At 55.6% G+C, this 21,842-nt stretch carries 18 protein-coding genes, 4 tRNA genes and 1 rRNA gene; all 23 read right to left on the reverse strand.

Translation table 11 applies throughout. The features are described from left to right. Positions 1-8: 8 nt before the first annotated feature. Positions 9-644, reverse strand: coding sequence for a 50S ribosomal protein L3 (gene rplC, locus CKW07_RS24370; RefSeq protein ID WP_003186059.1), 636 nt, complete (start codon positions 642-644; stop codon positions 9-11). A gap of 80 nt (positions 645-724) precedes the next feature. Next, positions 725-1,036, reverse strand: coding sequence for a 30S ribosomal protein S10 (rpsJ, locus tag CKW07_RS24375; RefSeq protein ID WP_003186070.1), 312 nt, complete (start codon positions 1,034-1,036; stop codon positions 725-727). Positions 1,037-1,177: 141 nt separating this feature from the next. After that, entirely contained in the window at positions 1,178-2,371 is a 1,194-nt protein-coding gene (tuf, locus tag CKW07_RS24380) for an elongation factor Tu (protein WP_003186103.1), read from the reverse strand. A gap of 30 nt (positions 2,372-2,401) precedes the next feature. Then, positions 2,402-4,507: an elongation factor G gene (gene fusA, locus CKW07_RS24385; RefSeq protein WP_095147404.1), complete on the reverse strand. Its 2,106-nt coding sequence runs from the start codon at positions 4,505-4,507 to the stop codon at positions 2,402-2,404. A gap of 30 nt (positions 4,508-4,537) precedes the next feature. Continuing rightward, on the reverse strand, positions 4,538-5,008 hold the full coding sequence (rpsG, locus tag CKW07_RS24390; RefSeq protein ID WP_002555493.1) for a 30S ribosomal protein S7: 471 nt from the start codon (positions 5,006-5,008) through the stop codon (positions 4,538-4,540). A 118-nt stretch (positions 5,009-5,126) separates the two neighbouring features. Next, positions 5,127-5,498 carry a 30S ribosomal protein S12 gene (gene rpsL / locus CKW07_RS24395; RefSeq protein ID WP_003186084.1) on the reverse strand — a complete coding sequence of 124 codons (372 nt, stop codon included), beginning with the start codon at positions 5,496-5,498 and terminating at the stop codon, positions 5,127-5,129. A gap of 216 nt (positions 5,499-5,714) precedes the next feature. Next, a complete protein-coding gene (gene rpoC, locus CKW07_RS24400; RefSeq protein ID WP_095147405.1) occupies positions 5,715-9,914 on the reverse strand; it encodes a DNA-directed RNA polymerase subunit beta' in 4,200 nt (1,399 codons plus the stop codon). A 64-nt stretch (positions 9,915-9,978) separates the two neighbouring features. Beyond that, positions 9,979-14,052 carry a DNA-directed RNA polymerase subunit beta gene (gene rpoB, locus CKW07_RS24405; protein WP_095147406.1) on the reverse strand — a complete coding sequence of 1,358 codons (4,074 nt, stop codon included), beginning with the start codon at positions 14,050-14,052 and terminating at the stop codon, positions 9,979-9,981. 220 nt (positions 14,053-14,272) lie between these two features. Beyond that, complete coding sequence (gene rplL, locus CKW07_RS24410; RefSeq protein WP_095147407.1) at positions 14,273-14,638, reverse strand: 50S ribosomal protein L7/L12; 366 nt, start codon at positions 14,636-14,638, stop codon at positions 14,273-14,275. 77 nt (positions 14,639-14,715) lie between these two features. Continuing rightward, complete coding sequence (rplJ, locus tag CKW07_RS24415; RefSeq protein ID WP_095147408.1) at positions 14,716-15,216, reverse strand: 50S ribosomal protein L10; 501 nt, start codon at positions 15,214-15,216, stop codon at positions 14,716-14,718. Positions 15,217-15,414: 198 nt separating this feature from the next. Then, the gene (gene rplA, locus CKW07_RS24420) at positions 15,415-16,110 is read right to left on the reverse strand and encodes a 50S ribosomal protein L1 (RefSeq protein ID WP_095147409.1); all 696 of its coding nucleotides are present in this window, start codon (positions 16,108-16,110) and stop codon (positions 15,415-15,417) included. After that, positions 16,110-16,541: a 50S ribosomal protein L11 gene (gene rplK, locus CKW07_RS24425; protein WP_095147410.1), complete on the reverse strand. Its 432-nt coding sequence runs from the start codon at positions 16,539-16,541 to the stop codon at positions 16,110-16,112. The genes rplA and rplK overlap by 1 nt, the downstream gene beginning before the upstream one ends. 117 nt (positions 16,542-16,658) lie before the next feature. Beyond that, positions 16,659-17,192 carry a transcription termination/antitermination protein NusG gene (nusG, locus tag CKW07_RS24430; RefSeq protein WP_003186097.1) on the reverse strand — a complete coding sequence of 178 codons (534 nt, stop codon included), beginning with the start codon at positions 17,190-17,192 and terminating at the stop codon, positions 16,659-16,661. A gap of 9 nt (positions 17,193-17,201) precedes the next feature. Further along, positions 17,202-17,570, reverse strand: coding sequence for a preprotein translocase subunit SecE (secE, locus tag CKW07_RS24435; protein WP_095147411.1), 369 nt, complete (start codon positions 17,568-17,570; stop codon positions 17,202-17,204). Positions 17,571-17,615: 45 nt separating this feature from the next. Further along, a tRNA-Trp gene (locus CKW07_RS24440) sits at positions 17,616-17,691 on the reverse strand. Between the two features lie 53 nt (positions 17,692-17,744). Beyond that, a complete protein-coding gene (gene tuf / locus CKW07_RS24445; protein WP_003186103.1) occupies positions 17,745-18,938 on the reverse strand; it encodes an elongation factor Tu in 1,194 nt (397 codons plus the stop codon). 84 nt (positions 18,939-19,022) lie between these two features. After that, positions 19,023-19,098, reverse strand: a tRNA-Thr gene (locus CKW07_RS24450). A 26-nt stretch (positions 19,099-19,124) separates the two neighbouring features. Next, positions 19,125-19,198: transfer RNA gene (locus CKW07_RS24455), tRNA-Gly, on the reverse strand. A gap of 26 nt (positions 19,199-19,224) precedes the next feature. After that, positions 19,225-19,309 (reverse strand) — tRNA-Tyr (locus CKW07_RS24460). A gap of 142 nt (positions 19,310-19,451) precedes the next feature. Continuing rightward, a complete protein-coding gene (locus tag CKW07_RS24465; RefSeq protein ID WP_095147412.1) occupies positions 19,452-19,898 on the reverse strand; it encodes a hypothetical protein in 447 nt (148 codons plus the stop codon). Between the two features lie 7 nt (positions 19,899-19,905). After that, positions 19,906-20,655, reverse strand: coding sequence for a pantothenate kinase (locus tag CKW07_RS24470; protein ID WP_095147413.1), 750 nt, complete (start codon positions 20,653-20,655; stop codon positions 19,906-19,908). Further along, the gene (birA, locus tag CKW07_RS24475; RefSeq protein ID WP_095147414.1) at positions 20,645-21,604 is read right to left on the reverse strand and encodes a bifunctional biotin--[acetyl-CoA-carboxylase] ligase/biotin operon repressor BirA; all 960 of its coding nucleotides are present in this window, start codon (positions 21,602-21,604) and stop codon (positions 20,645-20,647) included. Before birA ends, CKW07_RS24470 begins: the two co-directional genes overlap by 11 nt. Positions 21,605-21,739: 135 nt before the next feature. Beyond that, a 5S ribosomal RNA gene (gene rrf, locus CKW07_RS24480) occupies positions 21,740-21,842 on the reverse strand; the annotation flags it as partial.

The following is a 21,842-nucleotide window of genomic DNA, read 5'->3' on the forward strand; positions in this document are numbered from 1 at the left end:
GCTTCCCCTTAACCGCGAGCCTTGGCTGCTGGACGTACAACCAGGTTGCCGCCAGTAGCGCCAGGAACAGCACCCTTGACCAACAACAGATTGCGTTCAGCGTCCACGCGCACTACTTCCAGGGACTGCACGGTCACGCGCTCAGCGCCCATATGACCGGACATTTTCTTGCCCTTGAATACACGACCAGGAGTCTGGCACTGGCCGATAGAGCCTGGGACGCGGTGGGATACGGAGTTACCGTGGGTGTTATCTTGCCCGCGGAAATTCCAACGCTTGATCGTACCCTGGAAGCCTTTACCCTTGGACTGACCGGTTACATCAACCAGTTGACCAGCGGCGAAGATTTCAGCGTTGATCAGATCGCCGGCCTGGTACTCGCCTTCTTCAAGGCGGAATTCCATTACGGTACGACCAGCGGCAACGTTCGCTTTAGCGAAGTGGCCAGCCTGAGCTGCTGTTACACGCGAAGCACGACGCTCGCCGACAGTGACTTGCACTGCACGATAGCCATCGGTCTCTTCAGTTTTGAACTGGGTGACGCGATTCGGCTCGATCTCAATGACCGTGACCGGAATGGAGACACCTTCTTCGGTGAAAATACGGGTCATACCGCATTTACGACCGACTACACCAATAGTCATGTTGTAAACCTCATGAGTGTACGGGGCTTTCACCCGCTATGGCCGCCCATTTCAGAGCGTTACACGACTAAGACCGAGTCTTAGCCGAGGCTGATCTGCACTTCCACACCGGCCGCAAGATCAAGCTTCATAAGTGCATCAACGGTTTTATCCGTTGGCTGGACGATGTCCAGAACGCGCTTATGAGTACGGATCTCGTACTGGTCACGCGCGTCTTTGTTGACGTGCGGGGAGACCAGAACGGTGAACCGCTCTTTACGGGTAGGCAGTGGAATTGGACCACGCACTTGAGCACCAGTACGTTTCGCGGTTTCCACGATTTCCTGGGTGGATTGGTCGATCAGACGATGGTCAAAAGCCTTCAACCTGATACGGATTTGCTGATTTTGCATTGGATTTCAGACTCCGGCTGCTATTCCCACCGGGCGCACTGCGCCCGTTAAAAGGAGGCGCAATTCTATAGACGCCCCAGATAGGTGTCAACCCAATAAAAAAGCCCCCGCTGAGCGGGGGCTTTTTCAACTCATCGAAACTTACTCGATGACTTTGGCTACGACGCCAGCGCCGACGGTACGACCGCCTTCACGGATAGCGAAACGCAGACCATCTTCCATCGCGATGGTTTTGATCAGAGTGACAGTCATCTGGATGTTGTCACCTGGCATTACCATTTCAACGCCTTCTGGCAGCTCGCAGTTACCGGTCACGTCAGTAGTACGGAAGTAGAACTGTGGACGGTAGCCTTTGAAGAACGGAGTATGACGACCGCCTTCTTCCTTGCTCAGAACGTAAACTTCTGCGGTGAACTTGGTGTGCGGCTTGACGGTGCCTGGCTTGACCAGAACCTGGCCACGCTCAACGTCGTCACGCTTGGTGCCACGCAGCAGAACGCCGCAGTTCTCGCCAGCACGACCTTCGTCGAGCAGCTTGCGGAACATTTCAACGCCAGTGCAGGTAGTTTTCTGAGTATCGCGCAGACCAACGATCTCAACTTCTTCCTGGATGCGGACGATGCCACGCTCAACACGACCAGTCACAACAGTACCACGACCCGAGATCGAGAATACGTCTTCGATTGGCATCAGGAACGGCTTGTCGATTGCACGCTCTGGTTCTGGGATGTAGCTGTCCAGAGTCTCAACCAACTTCTTGACGGCAGTGGTGCCCATCTCGTTGTCGTCTTGACCGTTCAGAGCCATCAGCGCCGAACCGATGATGATCGGAGTGTCGTCACCTGGGAAGTCGTAAGTGCTCAGCAGATCGCGCACTTCCATCTCAACCAGTTCCAGCAGCTCAGCGTCGTCTACCATGTCAGCCTTGTTCAGGAAGACAACGATGTACGGAACGCCTACCTGACGGGACAGCAGGATGTGCTCACGGGTTTGTGGCATCGGACCATCAGCGGCCGAGCAAACCAGGATAGCACCGTCCATCTGGGCAGCACCGGTGATCATGTTTTTTACGTAGTCGGCGTGACCTGGGCAGTCAACGTGTGCGTAGTGACGCACGGCCGAATCGTATTCAACGTGAGCGGTGTTGATGGTGATACCGCGAGCTTTTTCTTCTGGAGCGCTGTCGATCTTGTCGAAGTCAACCTTGGCCGAACCGAAAACTTCGGAGCAAACGCGGGTCAGAGCAGCGGTCAGAGTGGTTTTACCGTGGTCAACGTGACCGATGGTGCCAACGTTGACGTGCGGTTTGTTACGTTCAAATTTTTCTTTAGCCACGACAATTAACTCCTTGCCTAAAGGGCTGAATCAGCCTTGTTTTTTGGTAACAGATTCGACGATGTGCGTCGGAGCTGTATCGTATTTTTTGAATTCCATAGAGTAGCTTGCGCGACCCTGGGACATGGAACGAACGTCGGTCGCATAACCGAACATCTCACCCAGCGGAACCTCGGCGCGAATTACCTTGCCGGATACCGTGTCTTCCATACCCTGGATCATGCCACGACGACGGTTAAGGTCGCCCATCACATCACCCATATAGTCTTCAGGCGTAACAACCTCTACCGCCATGATCGGCTCGAGCAGCTCACCACCACCTTTGGTAGCCAGTTGCTTGGTCGCCATGGAAGCAGCCACCTTAAACGCCATCTCGTTGGAGTCGACGTCGTGGTAAGAACCATCGAACACGGTAGCCTTCAGGCCGATCAGCGGATAGCCGGCGACAACGCCGTTCTTCATCTGCTCTTCGATACCCTTCTGGATAGCCGGGATGTATTCCTTAGGAACCACACCACCTACAACTTCGTTCACGAATTGCAGACCTTCCTGACCTTCGTCAGCAGGCGCAAAACGGATCCAGCAGTGACCGAACTGGCCACGACCGCCGGACTGACGAACGAACTTGCCTTCGATTTCGCAGTTCTTCGTGATGCGCTCACGATAGGAAACCTGAGGCTTGCCGATGTTGGCTTCGACGTTGAACTCACGGCGCATCCGGTCAACCAGGATGTCCAGGTGCAGCTCGCCCATGCCGGAGATGATCGTCTGACCAGTCTCTTCATCGGTTTTAACGCGGAAAGAAGGGTCTTCCTGAGCAAGTTTGCCCAGAGCGATACCCATTTTTTCCTGGTCATCCTTGGTCTTAGGCTCTACGGCAACCGAAATAACCGGCTCCGGGAAGTCCATGCGAACCAGGATGATTGGCTTGTCAGCGTTGCACAAGGTTTCACCGGTGGTGACGTCCTTCATGCCGATCAAGGCCGCGATGTCGCCAGCGCGCACTTCCTTGATTTCTTCACGGGCGTTTGCGTGCATTTGCACCATACGACCCACGCGCTCTTTCTTGCCTTTAACCGAGTTGATAACGCCGTCGCCGGAGTTCAACACGCCCGAGTAAACTCGAACGAAGGTCAAGGTACCCACGAATGGGTCGGTAGCGATCTTGAACGCCAGAGCCGCGAAAGGCTCGTTGTCGTCTGCGTGACGCTCCATTTCCTTTTCCTCGTCATCCGGGTCGGTACCCTTGATGGCAGGAATGTCGGTTGGTGCAGGCAGGAAGTCGATAACGGCGTCGAGAACCAGGGGAACACCCTTGTTCTTGAAGGAAGAACCGCAAACAGCCAGAACGATTTCACCAGCGATAGTACGCTGACGCAGAGCGCCCTTGATTTCCGCGATGGTGAGTTCTTCACCTTCGAGGTACTTGTTCATCAGCTCTTCGCTGGCTTCGGCCGCAGCCTCAACCATGTTGCTGCGCCACTCTTCAGCCAGCTCCTGCAACTCGGCAGGGATAGCTTCACGACGAGGCGTCATGCCTTTGTCGGCATCGTTCCAGTAGACAGCTTGCATGTTGATCAGATCGATCTGACCCTGGAAGTTGTCTTCAGAACCGATGGCCAACTGGATTGGCACCGGGGTATGACCCAGACGCTGCTTGATCTGACCGATCACGCGCAGGAAGTTGGCACCAGCACGGTCCATCTTGTTGACGTAAACAAGACGTGGAACGCCGTATTTGTTGGCTTGACGCCATACGGTTTCCGACTGAGGCTCAACACCCGAAGTACCGCAGAACACAACGACCGCGCCGTCGAGTACACGCAGGGAACGCTCAACTTCAATGGTGAAGTCTACGTGGCCCGGGGTGTCAATGACGTTGAAGCGGTATTGATCTTTGTGCTGCTTCTCGGAACCCTGCCAGAAGGCGGTAATGGCAGCAGAAGTAATGGTAATACCACGCTCCTGCTCCTGCACCATCCAGTCTGTGGTCGCGGCGCCGTCATGCACCTCGCCCATCTTGTGACTTTTGCCAGTGTAAAAAAGGACGCGCTCGGTGGTGGTGGTTTTACCAGCATCCACGTGGGCAACGATACCGATGTTACGGTAGCGATTAATCGGAGTAGTACGAGCCATAAAGCCCTCGCAAAATTAGTGACGCTAAAATTAGAAGCGGTAGTGCGAGAAAGCTTTGTTAGCTTCAGCCATACGGTGCACGTCTTCACGCTTCTTAACTGCAGCACCTTTACCTTCAGCAGCGTCCAACAGTTCGCCAGCCAAACGCAGGGCCATAGACTTCTCGCCGCGCTTACGGGCGAAGTCTACCAACCAGCGCATTGCCAGGGCGTTACGACGGGACGGACGAACTTCGACCGGAACCTGGTAAGTAGCACCGCCTACACGGCGCGACTTCACTTCGACCAGCGGAGCGATGGCGTCGAGAGCTTTCTCGAAGATTTCCAGGGGATCGCTGTTCTTGCGTTCTTTAACCTTCTCCAGCGCGCCATAAACGATACGCTCGGCAACGGCTTTCTTGCCGCTTTCCATCACGTGGTTCATGAACTTGGCCAGGATTTGGCTTCCGTATTTTGGATCGTCAAGCACTTCGCGCTTGGCTGCTACGCGTCTTCTTGGCATGGATAAGCCCTCAAACGGTCTTCAGGTTCGCTCGGAATCGGTGCCCTTGCGGGACGCCTCCGACCTTACTCTTATCGACTCAGAAAATAGAAATCAGTTTTTTGCAACAAACGACCGATTACTTCGGACGCTTGGTACCGTACTTCGAACGACCCTGGTTACGGCCTTTAACGCCCGAAGTATCCAGAGAGCCGCGAACGGTGTGGTAACGAACACCTGGCAAGTCTTTTACACGACCGCCACGGATCAGTACCACGCTGTGCTCTTGCAGGTTGTGGCCTTCACCGCCGATGTACGAGGAAACCTCGAAACCGTTGGTCAGACGCACACGGCATACTTTACGCAGTGCCGAGTTAGGTTTTTTCGGCGTGGTGGTATACACACGGGTGCATACGCCACGACGTTGCGGGCAGTTCTGCAGCGCAGGCACGTCGGATTTCTCGACGATACGCTTACGCGGCTGACGTACCAGCTGGTTGATAGTTGCCATCTACTAGCTCCACTGTTGTCTTGCGACGCTATTGTCTTGCAAGAAAAGCAAAATGGCAGGAACGAGTTCCCGCCAAATTTAGGGGTACAAGAGTCTAAAGAGGATCTTGTCCCCAGTCAAGACAAGGCCCCGACCTCCCCGCCCATCCAACCTCGACATTTTGTCTCGATTCGACGAGCGGGGCCGCCAGGGCCCCACCCTTGTTTATCGCAGAACTCAGTTACCGCTCGAGTTCAGCGCTTCGGTCAGTGCAGCTTCCACTTCACTGGCGCTTACGCGCAACGGTTTGTCTGCATCACGGCGGCGCTTGCGCTCGCTGTGATAAGCCAGACCGGTACCCGCCGGGATCAGACGACCCACGACCACGTTTTCTTTCAGGCCGCGCAGGTAATCGCGCTTGCCGGTGACTGCCGCTTCGGTCAGTACACGGGTGGTTTCCTGGAAGGAAGCCGCCGAGATGAACGATTCGGTCGACAACGACGCCTTGGTGATACCCAGCAGAACGCGAGTGAACTTGGAGACAAATTTGTCTTCGCCGCTCAAGCGCTCGTTCTCTACCAGTACGTGAGTCAGTTCCATCTGGTCGCCCTTGATGAAACTGGAATCGCCGGATTCAGCGATTTCAACTTTACGCAGCATCTGACGCAGGATGGTCTCGATGTGCTTATCGTTGATCTTCACGCCTTGCAGACGGTAAACGTCCTGGATCTCGTTAACGATGTACTTGGCCAGCGCACTCACACCCAGCAGACGCAGGATGTCGTGTGGATCGCTTGGGCCGTCGGAGATAACTTCGCCGCGGTTCACTTGTTCGCCTTCGAAGACGTTCAGGTGACGCCACTTCGGAATCAGCTCTTCATACGGATCGGTACCGTCGTTCGGGGTAATAACCAGACGGCGCTTGCCTTTGGTCTCTTTACCGAACGCGATGGTGCCGCTGACTTCAGCCAGAATCGACGCTTCTTTCGGACGACGAGCTTCGAACAAGTCGGCAACACGCGGCAAACCACCGGTGATGTCACGGGTCTTCGAAGTTTCTTGCGGGATACGAGCGATAACATCACCGATCGCGATCTTCGCACCATCCGCGACACCGACCAGGGCGTTGGCTGGCAGGAAGTACTGAGCGATTACGTCAGTGCCTGGCAGCAACAGATCCTTGCCGTTGTCATCGACCATCTTCACCGCAGGACGGATGTCCTTGCCGGCAGCCGGACGGTCTTTGGCGTCGAGTACTTCAATGTTGGTCATACCGGTCAATTCGTCAGTCTGACGCTTGATCGTGATGCCTTCTTCCATGCCCACGTAGGTCACGGTACCTTTCATTTCGGTAACGATCGGGTGAGTGTGCGGATCCCACTTGGCCACGATGGCGCCAGCGTCGACCTTGTCACCTTCTTTAACCGAAATCACAGCACCGTACGGCAGCTTGTAGCGCTCGCGCTCACGACCGAAGTCATCAGCGATGGCCAGCTCACCAGAACGGGACACAGCAACCAGGTGACCATCCACTCGCTCAACGTGCTTCAGGTTGTGCAGACGGACGGTACCGCCATTCTTCACCTGAACGCTGTCGGCTGCGGAGGTCCGGCTTGCCGCACCACCGATGTGGAACGTACGCATCGTCAGCTGGGTACCCGGCTCACCGATGGACTGGGCAGCGATAACGCCGACCGCTTCACCGATGTTCACCTGGTGACCACGAGCCAGATCACGGCCGTAGCACTTGGCGCAAATGCCATAGCGGGTTTCGCAGCTGATCGGCGAACGCACGATCACTTCGTCGATGCTGTTCAGCTCGATGAACTCAACCCACTTCTCGTCTACCAGGGTGCCGGCAGGAACGATAACGTCCTCGGTACCTGGCTTGAATACGTCACGGGCAATCACACGACCCAATACGCGCTCACCCAACGGCTCTACAACGTCACCGCCTTCAATGTGCGGCGTCATCAGCAGACCGTGTTCGGTGCCGCAATCGATCTCGGTTACGACCAGATCCTGCGCCACGTCTACCAGACGACGAGTCAGGTAACCGGAGTTCGCCGTTTTCAACGCGGTATCCGCCAGACCTTTACGAGCACCGTGAGTGGAGATGAAGTACTGAAGTACGCTCAAACCTTCACGGAAGTTCGCAGTAATCGGCGTTTCAATGATGGAACCGTCCGGCTTGGCCATCAGGCCACGCATACCGGCGAGCTGACGGATCTGCGCAGCAGAACCCCGTGCGCCCGAGTCGGCCATCATGTACATCGAGTTGAAGGATTCCTGGTCAACTTCGTCGCCATGACGGTCGATGACTTTCTCTTTCGAGAGGTTGGCCATCATCGCCTTGGAGACTTCGTCGTTCGCCTTGGACCAAAGGTCGATCACTTTGTTGTACTTCTCGCCCTGAGTTACCAGGCCGGAGGCGTACTGACTTTCGATCTCTTTCACTTCGTCGGTAGCAGCACCGATGATGCGGGCTTTTTCATCCGGGATAACGAAGTCGTTAACACCGATGGAAACGCCGGAAATGGTCGAATAGGCAAAACCGGTGTACATCAACTGGTCAGCGAAGATCACGGTCTCTTTCAAACCAACCACGCGATAGCACTGGTTGATCAGCTTGGAGATCGCCTTTTTCTTCATCGGCTGGTTGACGACGTCGTACGACAGGCCAGGTGGAACAACCTGGAACAACAGCGCACGGCCGACAGTGGTGTCGACGATACGAGTGTTCTTGACGCTGCCACCATCACGATCGTTGACGGTTTCGTTGATCCGCACTTTGACCTTGGCGTGCAGTGCGGCTTCGCCAGCACGGAACACACGGTCAACTTCTTGCAGATCCGCGAACACACGACCTTCGCCCTTGGCGTTGATCGCTTCACGAGTCATGTAGTACAGACCCAATACAACGTCCTGCGACGGAACGATGATTGGCTCACCGTTGGCTGGCGACAGAATGTTGTTGGTCGACATCATCAACGCACGCGCTTCGAGCTGGGCTTCCAGTGTCAGCGGTACGTGCACGGCCATTTGGTCGCCGTCGAAGTCGGCGTTGTACGCGGCGCAGACCAGCGGGTGCAGCTGGATAGCCTTACCTTCGATCAGTACCGGCTCAAACGCCTGGATACCCAGACGGTGAAGGGTCGGTGCACGGTTGAGGAGCACTGGGTGTTCGCGAATCACTTCAGCGAGAACGTCCCAAACCTCTGGCAGCTCGCGCTCGACCATCTTCTTGGCAGCTTTGATGGTGGTCGCGAGACCACGCATTTCCAGCTTGCCGAAAATGAACGGCTTGAACAGCTCGAGAGCCATTTTCTTCGGCAGACCGCACTGGTGCAGACGCAGGGTCGGACCTACGGTAATTACCGAACGACCGGAGTAGTCAACACGCTTACCGAGCAAGTTCTGACGGAAACGACCTTGCTTACCCTTGATCATGTCAGCCAGGGATTTCAGAGGACGCTTGTTGGAACCGGTGATAGCGCGGCCACGACGACCGTTGTCGAGCAAGGCGTCGACAGCTTCCTGCAACATACGCTTTTCGTTGCGCACGATGATGTCCGGAGCGGACAGATCAAGCAGGCGCTTCAAGCGGTTGTTACGGTTGATCACTCGACGATACAAATCGTTGAGGTCGGAAGTCGCGAAGCGACCGCCATCAAGCGGGACCAGTGGACGCAGATCTGGCGGCAGAACCGGCAGAACGGTCAGCACCATCCACTCTGGCAGGTTGCCGGAACCCTGGAAGGCTTCCATCAACTTCAGACGCTTGGACAGCTTCTTGATCTTGGTTTCGGAGTTGGTTTGCGGAATTTCTTCACGCAGGCGGCCAATCTCGTGCTCCAGGTCGATAGCGTGCAGCAGTTCGCGGACAGCTTCGGCACCCATGCGGGCATCGAAATCGTCGCCGAACTCTTCCAGCGCTTCGAAATACTGCTCGTCATTGAGCAGCTGACCTTTTTCAAGGGTGGTCATGCCTGGATCGATAACGACATAGCTCTCGAAGTAGAGAACGCGTTCGATATCACGCAGGGTCATGTCCATCAGCAAGCCGATACGGGACGGCAGCGACTTCAGGAACCAGATGTGGGCAACTGGCGAGGCCAGTTCGATGTGCGCCATGCGCTCACGACGAACTTTTGCCAGCGCGACTTCAACGCCGCACTTCTCGCAGATCACACCACGATGCTTCAAGCGCTTGTACTTACCGCACAGGCACTCGTAATCCTTTACCGGGCCAAAGATCTTGGCGCAGAACAGGCCGTCACGCTCAGGTTTGAACGTACGGTAGTTGATGGTTTCCGGCTTTTTAACTTCACCGAACGACCACGAACGGATCATCTCAGGCGATGCCAATCCGATACGGATGGCGTCGAACTCTTCGACTTGACCCTGGTTTTTCAGCAAATTCAGTAGGTCTTTCAAGGCCTTTCCTCCTGGCGGAGCAGAGAGCGGGCAATCCTGCCCCGCTCTCGATTCGCGTCACGTGTTATTCGGTTTCCAGATCGATATCGATGCCGAGGGAACGAATTTCCTTGATCAACACGTTGAAGGACTCGGGCATGCCCGGCTCCATACGGTGATCGCCATCCACGATGTTTTTGTACATCTTGGTACGGCCGTTCACATCGTCCGACTTCACTGTGAGCATTTCTTGCAGAGTGTAAGCGGCACCGTATGCTTCCAGTGCCCAGACCTCCATCTCCCCGAAACGCTGACCACCGAACTGCGCCTTACCACCCAGCGGTTGCTGGGTAACCAGGCTGTACGAACCGGTAGAACGAGCGTGCATCTTGTCGTCTACCAAGTGGTTCAGCTTCAGCATGTACATGTAGCCAACGGTTACCGGGCGCTCGAACTTGTTGCCGGTACGGCCGTCGGTCAGCTGCATCTGGCCGCTTTCTGGCAGGTCCGCCAGTTTCAGCATGGCCTTGATTTCGCTTTCCTTGGCACCGTCGAACACTGGAGTGGCCATCGGTACGCCACCGCGCAGATTCTTCGCCAGATCCAGGATTTCCTGGTCGGAGAAGTCGTCAAGGCTCTCTTGACGCCCGCCGATCTCGTTATAGATCTCGTGCAGGAACTTGCGTAGCTCGGCAACCTTGCGCTGCTCTTCGATCATACGGTTGATCTTCTCACCCAGACCTTTGGCCGCGAGGCCCAGATGGGTTTCAAGGATCTGACCAACGTTCATACGCGAAGGTACGCCCAACGGGTTGAGGACGACGTCGACCGGGGTGCCATTGGCATCGTGCGGCATGTCTTCAACCGGCATGATCACGGAGACCACACCTTTGTTACCGTGGCGACCGGCCATCTTGTCGCCCGGCTGGATGCGGCGACGGATTGCCAGGTAAACCTTGACGATTTTCAGCACGCCTGGAGCCAGGTCATCGCCCTGCTGCAGTTTGCGCTTCTTGTCTTCGAACTTGTCGTCCAGCAGACGGCGACGATCAACGATGTAGGCCTGAGCCTTCTCGAGTTGCTCGTTCAGAGCATCTTCAGCCATGCGCAGTTTGAACCACTGGCCGTGCTCAAGACCGTCCAGCACTTCGTCGGTGATGTCCTGACCTTTCTTCAGACCGGCGCCGCCTTCGGCTTTGTGGCCGACCAGAGCGGAACGCAGACGTTCGAAAGTGGCCCCTTCAACGATACGGAACTCTTCGTTCAGGTCCTTGCGGATCTCGTCGAGCTGGGTCTTCTCGATCGACAGTGCACGAGCATCACGCTCGACGCCGTCACGGGTGAAGACCTGTACGTCGATGACAGTACCCTTGGTACCGGTAGGTACGCGCAGGGAGGTGTCTTTAACGTCGCTGGCTTTTTCACCGAAGATCGCGCGCAACAGCTTCTCTTCCGGAGTCAGTTGAGTCTCGCCTTTCGGAGTGACCTTACCAACCAGGATGTCGCCAGCGCCAACTTCAGCACCTACGTAAACGATACCGGCTTCGTCCAGCTTGTTCAGTGCAGCTTCACCCACGTTAGGGATGTCTGCAGTGATTTCCTCTGGCCCAAGCTTGGTGTCACGTGCCACACAGGTCAGTTCCTGGATGTGGATCGTGGTGAAACGGTCTTCTTGAACAACGCGTTCCGACAGGCAGATGGAGTCTTCGAAGTTGAAGCCGTTCCATGCCATGAAGGCGATGCGCATGTTCTGACCCAGAGCCAGCTCACCCATATCGGTGGACGGACCGTCGGCCATGATGTCGCTACGCTGAACCCGATCACCCTTACGCACCAGCGGACGCTGGTTGATGCAGGTGTTCTGGTTGGAGCGGGTGTATTTGGTCAGGTTGTAGATGTCGACACCAGCTTCGCCGGTTTCAACTTCGTCATCAGCAACACGAACCACGATACGGCTGGCATCGACGGAGTCGATCACGCCGCCACGACGAGCCACGACGCAAACGCCGGAGTCACGGGCTACGTTACGCTCCATGCCGGTACCGACCAGCGGCTTGTCAGCGCGCAGGGTTGGTACAGCTTGACGCTGCATGTTCGAACCCATCAACGCACGGTTGGCGTCGTCGTGCTCGAGGAACGGGATCAGCGACGCTGCGACCGAAACTACCTGCTTCGGCGATACGTCCATCAAGGTGACGTCTTCCGGCGCCTTGACGGTGAACTCGTTCAAGTGACGAACAGCTACCAGCTCGTCGATCAGGACTTTCTTGTCGTTCATCGTGGCCGAAGCCTGAGCGATCACGTGATCAGCTTCTTCGATGGCGGACAGGAACACGATCTCGTCGGTAACCAGGGCGTCTTTCACCACGCGGTACGGGCTCTCGAGGAAGCCGTACTGGTTGGTGCGCGCATAGGCCGCCAGGGAGTTGATCAGACCGATGTTCGGACCTTCCGGCGTTTCAATCGGGCAGACACGACCGTAGTGAGTCGGGTGTACGTCACGAACCTCAAAGCCGGCACGCTCACGAGTCAGACCGCCAGGGCCGAGTGCAGAAACACGGCGCTTGTGGGTGATCTCGGACAGCGGGTTGTTCTGGTCCATGAACTGGGACAGTTGGCTGGAACCGAAGAACTCTTTCACCGCCGCAGCCACTGGCTTGGCGTTGATCAGGTCTTGCGGCATCAGGCCTTCGCTTTCAGCCATCGACAGACGCTCTTTGACCGCACGTTCAACACGTACCAGGCCAACGCGGAACTGGTTCTCGGCCATTTCGCCTACGCAGCGAACACGACGGTTACCCAGGTGGTCGATGTCATCGACGATGCCTTTACCGTTACGGATGTCGACCAGGGTCTTCAATACCGCGACGATGTCTTCCTTGCACAACACGCCCGAACCTTCGATCTCGGTACGACCGATACGACGGTTGAACTTCATCCGGCCGACCGCAGACAGGTCGTAGCGCTCAGGGCTGAAGAACAGGTTGTTGAACAGGGTCTCGGCAGCGTCTTTGGTTGGCGGCTCGCCTGGACGCATCATGCGATAGATTTCGACCAGCGCTTCCAGTTGGTTGCTGGTGGAATCGATCTTCAGGGTGTCGGAGACGAACGGACCGCAATCGATATCGTTGGTGTACAGAGTTTCGATGCGAACAACCTGGGATTTGGCGATTTTCGCCAGGATCTCGGTGTTCAGCTCGGTGTTGCACTCTGCCAGGATTTCGCCGGTTGCCGGATGCACGATGACCTTGGCGGTGGTGCGACCCAGGACGTAGTCCAGAGGCACTTCCAGCTCTTTGATCCCGGCTTTTTCCAGCTGGTTGATGTGGCGAGCGGTGATACGACGACCCTGCTCGACAATAACCTTGCCTTTGTCATCCTGAATATCGAGGACAGCGATTTCACCGCGCAGGCGCTGAGGCACCAGCTCCAGGCTCAGGTTTTCACCTTTCACGTGGAATACGTTGGTGGTGTAGAACGCGTCCAGCACTTCTTCAGTGGTGTAACCGAGCGCGCGCAGCAGTACCGATGCAGGCAGCTTGCGACGACGGTCGATACGCACGAATACGCAGTCCTTCGGGTCGAACTCGAAGTCCAGCCACGAACCGCGGTAAGGAATGATCCGCGCGGAGTACAGCAGTTTACCGGAGCTGTGCGTCTTGCCACGGTCGTGGTCGAAGAACACGCCCGGGGAACGGTGCAGCTGGGAAACGATTACACGCTCGGTACCGTTGATTACGAAGGTACCGTTCTCAGTCATCAGGGGGATTTCACCCATGTAGACTTCTTGCTCTTTGATGTCCTTGATCGCTTTGTTCGACGATTCTTTGTCGAAAATGATCAGGCGCACTTTTACCCGCAAAGGTACGGCGTAAGTTACACCGCGCAATACGCATTCTTTGACATCAAATGCCGGTTCGCCCAGGCGATAACCGACGTACTCCAGCGCAGCATTGCCGGAGTAGCTGATGATCGGGAAAACGGATTTGAAGGCCGCATGCAGGCCCACGTCGCGGAACTGATCTTTAGTCGCTCCCGCTTGCAAGAATTCACGATACGAATCCAGCTGGATGGCCAGGAGGTACGGCACATCCATGACGTCCGGCAACTTGCTAAAGTCCTTGCGGATACGTTTTTTCTCAGTATATGAGTAAGCCATCAGCGTTCCCCAGCTTGGTCACCTGCTTGTTTGGCCCCTCCCGACGGGAGCAGCCAGAAAATCGTGCAAACCCCATGGTTTGCGCCACCACATCGGATGGTTACAGCACGTTATCGGCGCCGACCCAGTCGGCCGCCAATAACGGAAAAAGGCCGGTGGCAAGAGCCACCAGCCATCAGCCTTTCGCTTAACGCTCGGGCTGGAGACGCAAAGTCGATGCTTACTTCAGCTCGACTTTAGCGCCTGCTTCTTCCAGAGCTGCTTTGGCTTTGTCAGCTGCGTCTTTGGCAACAGCTTCCAGAACCATGGCAGGAGCGCCGTCAACTACAGCCTTGGCTTCTTTCAGGCCCAGACCGGTCAGTTCACGTACAGCCTTAATCACGTTAACTTTCTTCTCGCCAGCTTCGGTCAGCATGACGTTGAATTCGGTTTGCTCTTCAACAACAGCGGCAGCAGCAGCTGGACCTGCCGATGCAGCAGCAGCGGTAACACCGAATTTTTCTTCGAAAGCTTTGATCAGCTCAACAACCTGGATAACCGACATTTCAGCTACGGCGTTGAGGATATCGTCTTGAGAGATAGACATGACTCTAATTCCTGATTTGGGGACGGCCTACGCGACCATCGAAATAAACAAAAAAGCGCGAAAGGAAGTGCTCAGCCTTAGGCTGCAACAGCTTCTTTTTGGTCGCGAATAGCCGCCAGAGTACGAGCCAATTTGCTGGTAGCGCCTTGGATCACGCTCATCAGCTGAGAAATTGCTTCGTCGCGGGTCGGCAGAGTTGCCAGCACGTCGATTTGGTTAGCTGCGAGGAACTTGCCCTCGAACGCAGCTGCCTTGATCTCGAACTTGTCCTGACCTTTAGCGAACTCTTTGAACAAACGGGCAGCAGCGCCTGGATGTTGGTTGGAGAACGCGATCAAGGTCGGGCCAGTGAACACGTCGTTGAGAACACTGTATTCAGTGTCAGCAACAGCGCGCTTGAGCAGGGTGTTACGTACAACACGTACGTAAACGCCAGCTTCACGAGCCTCTTTACGGAGTCCGGTCATCGCGCCTACTGTTACGCCACGGGCATCAGCCACGACAGCGGACAGAGCGACTTTGGCAGCCTCGTTGACTTCAGCGACGATGGCCTTCTTGTCTTCGAGTTTAATTGCCACGGGTTTAACTCCTGCTTGTTACCGTTTCATCTGGCCTGAGCCTGATGTCGTTTTGGTGTCTGATTCGGTAAGGAACCGGGAGCACCATCTGCGTAGGCTTGAGGTTTAAGACTTGCGTCGCCTACGGTCTTGGATAGCCCCCGCCAGGCAGGGACCCCAATCTTTCAATTGGCGCGATCACTCACGCCAACATGTTACTTATACGTCCAGCGAGCCTTGGTCGATGACCAGACCTGGGCCCATAGTGGTGCTCAGGGTTACGCGCTTGACGTAGATACCTTTCGAGGAAGCTGGCTTGATACGCTTCAGATCAGCGATCAGGGCTTCAACGTTTTCCTTCAGCTTGGTGGCGTCGAAGCCAACCTTGCCAACGGAAGTGTGGATGATGCCGTTTTTGTCGGTGCGATAACGAACCTGACCAGCCTTGGCGTTTTTAACCGCGGTAGCTACGTCTGGAGTCACGGTGCCGACTTTAGGGTTAGGCATCAGACCACGTGGACCGAGGATCTGACCCAACTGACCCACAACGCGCATTGCATCCGGGGATGCGATAACCACGTCATAGTTCAGGTCGCCGCCTTTCATTTCGGCAGCCAGGTCGTCCATGCCTACGCGATCAGCGCCAGCAGCCAGAGCAGCTTCAGCTGCCGGGCCCTGGGTGAACACAGCAACGCGAACAGTCTTGCCAGTGCCGTGTGGCAGCACAGTAGCGCTACGAACAACCTGGTCAGATTTACGCGGGTCAACACCCAGGTTTACAGCGACGTCTACCGACTCGCTGAACTTGACAGTCGACAGCTCGGTCAGGAGAGCAGCAGCGTCAACGAAGCTGTAGGCTTTACCCGCTTCGATTTTGCCGGCGATAGCCTTTTGGCGCTTGGTCAGCTTAGCCATTACACACCCTCCACGTTAAGGCCCATGCTACGAGCAGAACCGGCGATAGTACGCACGGCTGCTTCCATATCAGCTGCAGTCAGATCCGCGTTTTTGGTTTTCGCGATTTCTTCCAGCTGAGCACGAGTTACAGTGCCAACCTTAACGGTGTTTGGACGAGCGGAACCGCTAGTCAGACCAGCAGCCTTCTTCAGCAGAACCGAAGCAGGGGTCGACTTGGTTTCGAACGTGAAGCTACGGTCGCTGTAGACAGTGATGATCACTGGAGTCGGCAGACCAGCTTCAAGACCCTGAGTACGGGCGTTGAAAGCCTTGCAGAATTCCATGATGTTCACGCCGTGCTGACCCAGGGCCGGACCAACAGGTGGGCTTGGGTTAGCCTGAGCGGCCTTCACTTGCAGCTTGATGTAAGCGGTAATCTTCTTGGCCATGAGGCACTCCAATTACGGGTTCAAACGCCTCGAGAGGCTCCCCGGTTACTTGCGCGTTTATCCCAGTGACGACAAAACCCCACAGCCTAGGGCTGCGGGGTTGGGATGCTTGTTCGGCTAGACCTTTTCGACCTGGCTGAACTCTAGCTCTACCGGAGTAGAGCGACCGAAAATGAGCACCGCCACTTGGATCCGGCTCTTTTCGTAGTTAACTTCTTCGACCGTGCCATTGAAATCGGCAAACGGACCGTCGGTAACACGAACCACTTCGCCTGGCTCGAACAACGTCTTCGGCTTCGGCTTGTCGCTACCATCAGCAACGCGACGCAGAATCGCTTCTGCTTCTTTATCAGTAATTGGTGCCGGCTTATCAGCGGTACCGCCGATAAAGCCCATCACACGAGGAGTGTCCTTGACCAAGTGCCAAGTACCCTCGTTCATATCCATCTGGACCAGCACATAGCCAGGGAAGAACTTACGCTCGCTTTTGCGCTTCTGGCCATTACGCATTTCAACCACTTCTTCAGTGGGAACCAGAATTTCGCCGAAGCCATCTTCCATGCCAGCCAGCTTTACGCGCTCTACCAGCGAGCGCATTACATGCTTCTCGTAACCCGAGTAAGCATGCACAACATACCAACGCTTAGCCACGGGACACCCTTAGCCGACAATCAAGGAAACAAGCCAGCCGAGCAGGGAATCAAGACCCCACAACAGCAACGCCATAACCAGAACAACAGCCACCACAATCAGGGTGGTCTGCGTGGTTTCTTGGCGAGTTGGCCAAACGACTTTACGAATCTCGGTGCGAGCTTCCTTAACCAGTACAAAGAAAGACTTGCCCTTCGCCGTCTGCAGACCTACAAAGGCAGCTACAGCAGCAATAGCAAGCAAAGCGAGTACACGGTACAGGATCGGCGAAGCAGAGTAATACTGATTGCCAACAACGCCAACAACCACCAAAGCAGCTACCACTAGCCACTTAAGCAGATCGAAGCGAGAGCCTTGAGCTTCAGCTTTAGGAGTCATCTATGAAGATCCTGTGAAAAGAAAGCCAGACACACTGAGTGAATCTGGCAGGTCAGGAGGGAATCGAACCCCCAACCTACGGTTTTGGAGACCGTCGCTCTGCCAATTGAGCTACTGACCTAAAACAAAATCAGGCCGACCATTATGCCGGCCCGAAAAAGACATTACAACAACTTACTCGATGACTTTGGCTACGACACCAGCGCCGACGGTACGACCGCCCTCACGGATAGCGAAACGCAGGCCATCTTCCATCGCGATGGTTTTGATCAGAGTGACAGTCATCTGGATGTTGTCACCTGGCATTACCATTTCAACGCCTTCTGGCAGCTCGCAGTTACCAGTCACGTCAGTTGTACGGAAGTAGAACTGTGGACGGTAGCCTTTGAAGAACGGAGTATGACGACCGCCTTCTTCCTTGCTCAGAACGTAAACTTCTGCGGTGAACTTGGTGTGCGGCTTGACGGTGCCTGGCTTGACCAGAACCTGGCCACGCTCAACGTCGTCACGCTTGGTGCCGCGCAGCAGAACGCCACAGTTCTCGCCAGCACGACCTTCGTCGAGCAGCTTGCGGAACATTTCAACGCCGGTACAGGTAGTTTTCTGAGTATCGCGCAGACCAACGATCTCAACCTCCTCCTGAATGCGGACGATGCCACGCTCAACACGACCAGTCACAACAGTACCGCGACCCGAGATCGAGAATACGTCTTCGATTGGCATCAGGAACGGCTTGTCGATTGCACGCTCTGGCTCTGGAATGTAGCTGTCCAGAGTCTCAACCAACTTCTTGACGGCAGTGGTACCCATCTCGTTGTCGTCTTGACCGTTCAGAGCCATCAGCGCCGAACCGATGATGATCGGAGTGTCGTCACCTGGGAAGTCGTAAGTGCTCAGCAGATCGCGCACTTCCATCTCAACCAGCTCCAGCAGCTCAGCGTCGTCTACCATGTCAGCCTTGTTCAGGAAGACAACGATGTACGGAACGCCTACCTGACGGGACAGCAGGATGTGCTCACGGGTTTGTGGCATCGGACCATCAGCGGCCGAGCAAACCAGGATAGCGCCGTCCATCTGGGCAGCACCGGTAATCATGTTCTTTACGTAGTCGGCGTGACCTGGGCAGTCAACGTGTGCGTAGTGACGCACGGCCGAATCGTATTCAACGTGAGCGGTGTTGATGGTGATGCCACGTGCTTTTTCTTCTGGGGCGCTGTCGATCTTGTCGAAGTCAACCTTGGCCGAACCGAAAACCTCGGAGCAGACGCGAGTCAGAGCAGCAGTCAGAGTAGTCTTACCGTGGTCGACGTGACCAATGGTACCTACGTTGACGTGCGGCTTATTACGTTCGAACTTTTCCTTAGCCATCGAAATCACCCCTAGGAGAAGAATTAAGCAAGTCACACTAACCATTAAAACAAAGGCAGATATTTTCATATCTGCCTTGTTATATGGAGCTCTTGAGCGGATTTGAACCGCTGACCTCACCCTTACCAAGGGTGTGCTCTACCAACTGAGCTACAAGAGCGAAACACTTTGCACAACCTGCAAACTTGGAGCGGGTAGCGGGAATCGAACCCGCATCATCAGCTTGGAAGGCTGAGGTTCTACCACTAAACTATACCCGCGTAAGCTTGCAGCTCACGCTAAAATCTGGTGGAGGGGGAAGGATTCGAACCTTCGAAGTCGTAGACGTCAGATTTACAGTCTGATCCCTTTGGCCGCTCGGGAACCCCTCCTAAGCGAGCCGGCATTCTACATCATGCCAGCCTTCTGTCAAGCATTTTCTCATTAAAAACTTGAGGTTAGCTGCGTTGACATCGCTCCGCGGTGGTTGCCATTGAAGGCGTTCACTGTGGAGCGGGCGCCATTCTATGCAACCTATTGAGCAGTTGCAACCCCCTCACACCGCATTATTTTATGTTTTAACTCATTGAATTCATTAACAAGGTTCTGCAGCACGGAATCGTCGAGCAAACGCCGGCTTTCCGGTGTCACCCGCATCCAGTAACCCGCGGAATCGGCAAGCGAAGTCGATAGCTGCTGAACCTTCACGCCGATCGATGCCAAACGCACCTCGAGTGCGCTTGCCGCTTCCTGACGAGCAAAGCCCCCGAGATAAAGACAGTTGTCATCAACCGAAGCCGATCGCCCCTTGTCACGCGCCGCAACGGCTTCAGGCTTCTCGCTCAACAGCCGGATATCCTGCTGCGCCCCCCGATACAAGCTCAATGGAGTGACATCCTTGGCACGCATAGGGGCTTCCTGTTGTTGCCAGACGTAATAGAACACATTGAGTACGAGCAGGAGCAGAAACAACCAACGCATAAAAACCTCAGGACAATGGACACGCCATGGCCAAGCCCACAAATACGAGATCCGGAACTACCCGCGCCTGCGGCACAACGCCCGACACCAGGTTCGCATCGCCTCCGGTGAGAAACACCGAGAAATCCGCCCCCCAATACTCGCGCGCCAGCTCAAGCTGAGTCAGGACAAACCCTCTTAGCATCAATGAACATCCACGCTCTACAGCCTCTACCGTATTTCGTCCCGGCTCAAAGCTTTCCAGGGCCCGGGATGCCGCAACATCGTCATAGCGAATGCGCCGCGTGTGCGTACGCAACTGGTGGCGCATCAAGGGCATTCCAGGACAGATAAAACCGCCCAGGTGCTTGCCATCCGCTGCAACAAAGTCCGCAGTGAGTGCCGTACCGAAATCGAGAACCAGGCATGCTCCCGAGGCCAGGTGGTAAGCCCCGAGCATTGCCAGCCAGCGATCAAGCCCCAACCGCTGAAAATCGTCATAGCCATTGTGCACGCCAGACATTTCACGAGCAGGTGCCGCGCACAACACCGAGACAGCAAACGCATCCACCAGCATGGACACCAGCGCAGTCGTCTCTTCATTGGTTCTTACACTGACCAGACGGCAGTGCTTGAGACTCAGCCCGACACAACCGCGCAGACTCTCCAGCAACGCGAGATCCGAGTCCACAACACCCTCGGCAAACAATTTCGCGGCATCCGCATGCAACACTCGCCACTTGATAAAGCTGTTACCACAGTCGAGCTCAAGAATCATCGCGCAGCCTCAGACTTAGCTCGCCACCACTGAAAACCTTTTCGGCATCACCCACTTTCAAGCGCAAAGCACCCTGCCCATCGATCCCCATGACAACACCGTCAATCCGGTTCACACCCGCAATCAATGAAACAGCGCGCCCCTGCCATAAGTGGCCGCGCTCCCAGTCTTCTTGAAGCGCCGAGAAACCTGACAATTGATGACGCGCCAGATACCCCTGCAGCACATCGTTCAAACGCGCCACCAGCAGATTGCGATCAAATGCCCTGCCCGCCTCGAGACGCATGGAGGTCCATTGCTGATCAACCTCATCAGCCTCCTGCATATTTACATTGATACCGACGCCCAGGACGACGTGACACACATCAGCCGGATCCCCGACCAACTCCAACAATATACCGGCAATCTTTTTCTCGCCGACCAGGACATCGTTAGGCCACTTCAACCCGGCTGCAGTGATACCCAGATCGCGCAGCGTCTGCATCACCGCGAGGCCGACGACCAGACTCAACCCCTCCAGCTGTCGCATTCCGCCTTCTATGCGCAAGACGAGGCTGTAGTAGATATTTTCCGCGTAAGGGCTCACCCACTTGCGACCTCGTCGCCCCCGCCCCGCCGTTTGACGCTCTGCCAGCACGAGAAAGGGCGCCGGCACCCCGCGCTCTATGGAGCGCAGCGCCTCTGCATTGGTCGAGTCAATCGAATCAAATACCAGCGCCGGCCAATTGCCCTGCGCAGAAGAGCTGGTAATTTCCAGGCCATCGAGGAGTGTCAACGGTGCGCTCAGCTGATAACCACGACCCCGGACCTTATGAATGGACAGACCCAACTCTGCTTCCAGGTGCTGGAGCTGCTTCCAGACAGCACTGCGGCTGATACCCAGAGCAGCGCCAAGCGCCTGCCCCGAGTGGAAACGACCATCCTTCAAGAGTTTTAACAACGTCAGCATGCACGTATCGCCTCACAATGAGGCCCGCATGATAGCCATGCCCCGAGCCGTTGCATAGAAACCGTAAGCGCCAACTTTTCGCGCACAAAAACAAAACCCCTACCTGCATCAGCAGATAGGGGTTTCGGAATTTAATCTTGACGATGACCTACTCTCACATGGGGAAACCCCACACTACCATCGGCGATGCATCGTTTCACTGCTGAGTTCGGGATGGGATCAGGTGGTTCCAATGCTC

It is taken from the genome of Pseudomonas sp. Irchel s3b6 (genome assembly GCF_900187415.1).
Classification (GTDB): domain Bacteria; phylum Pseudomonadota; class Gammaproteobacteria; order Pseudomonadales; family Pseudomonadaceae; genus Aquipseudomonas.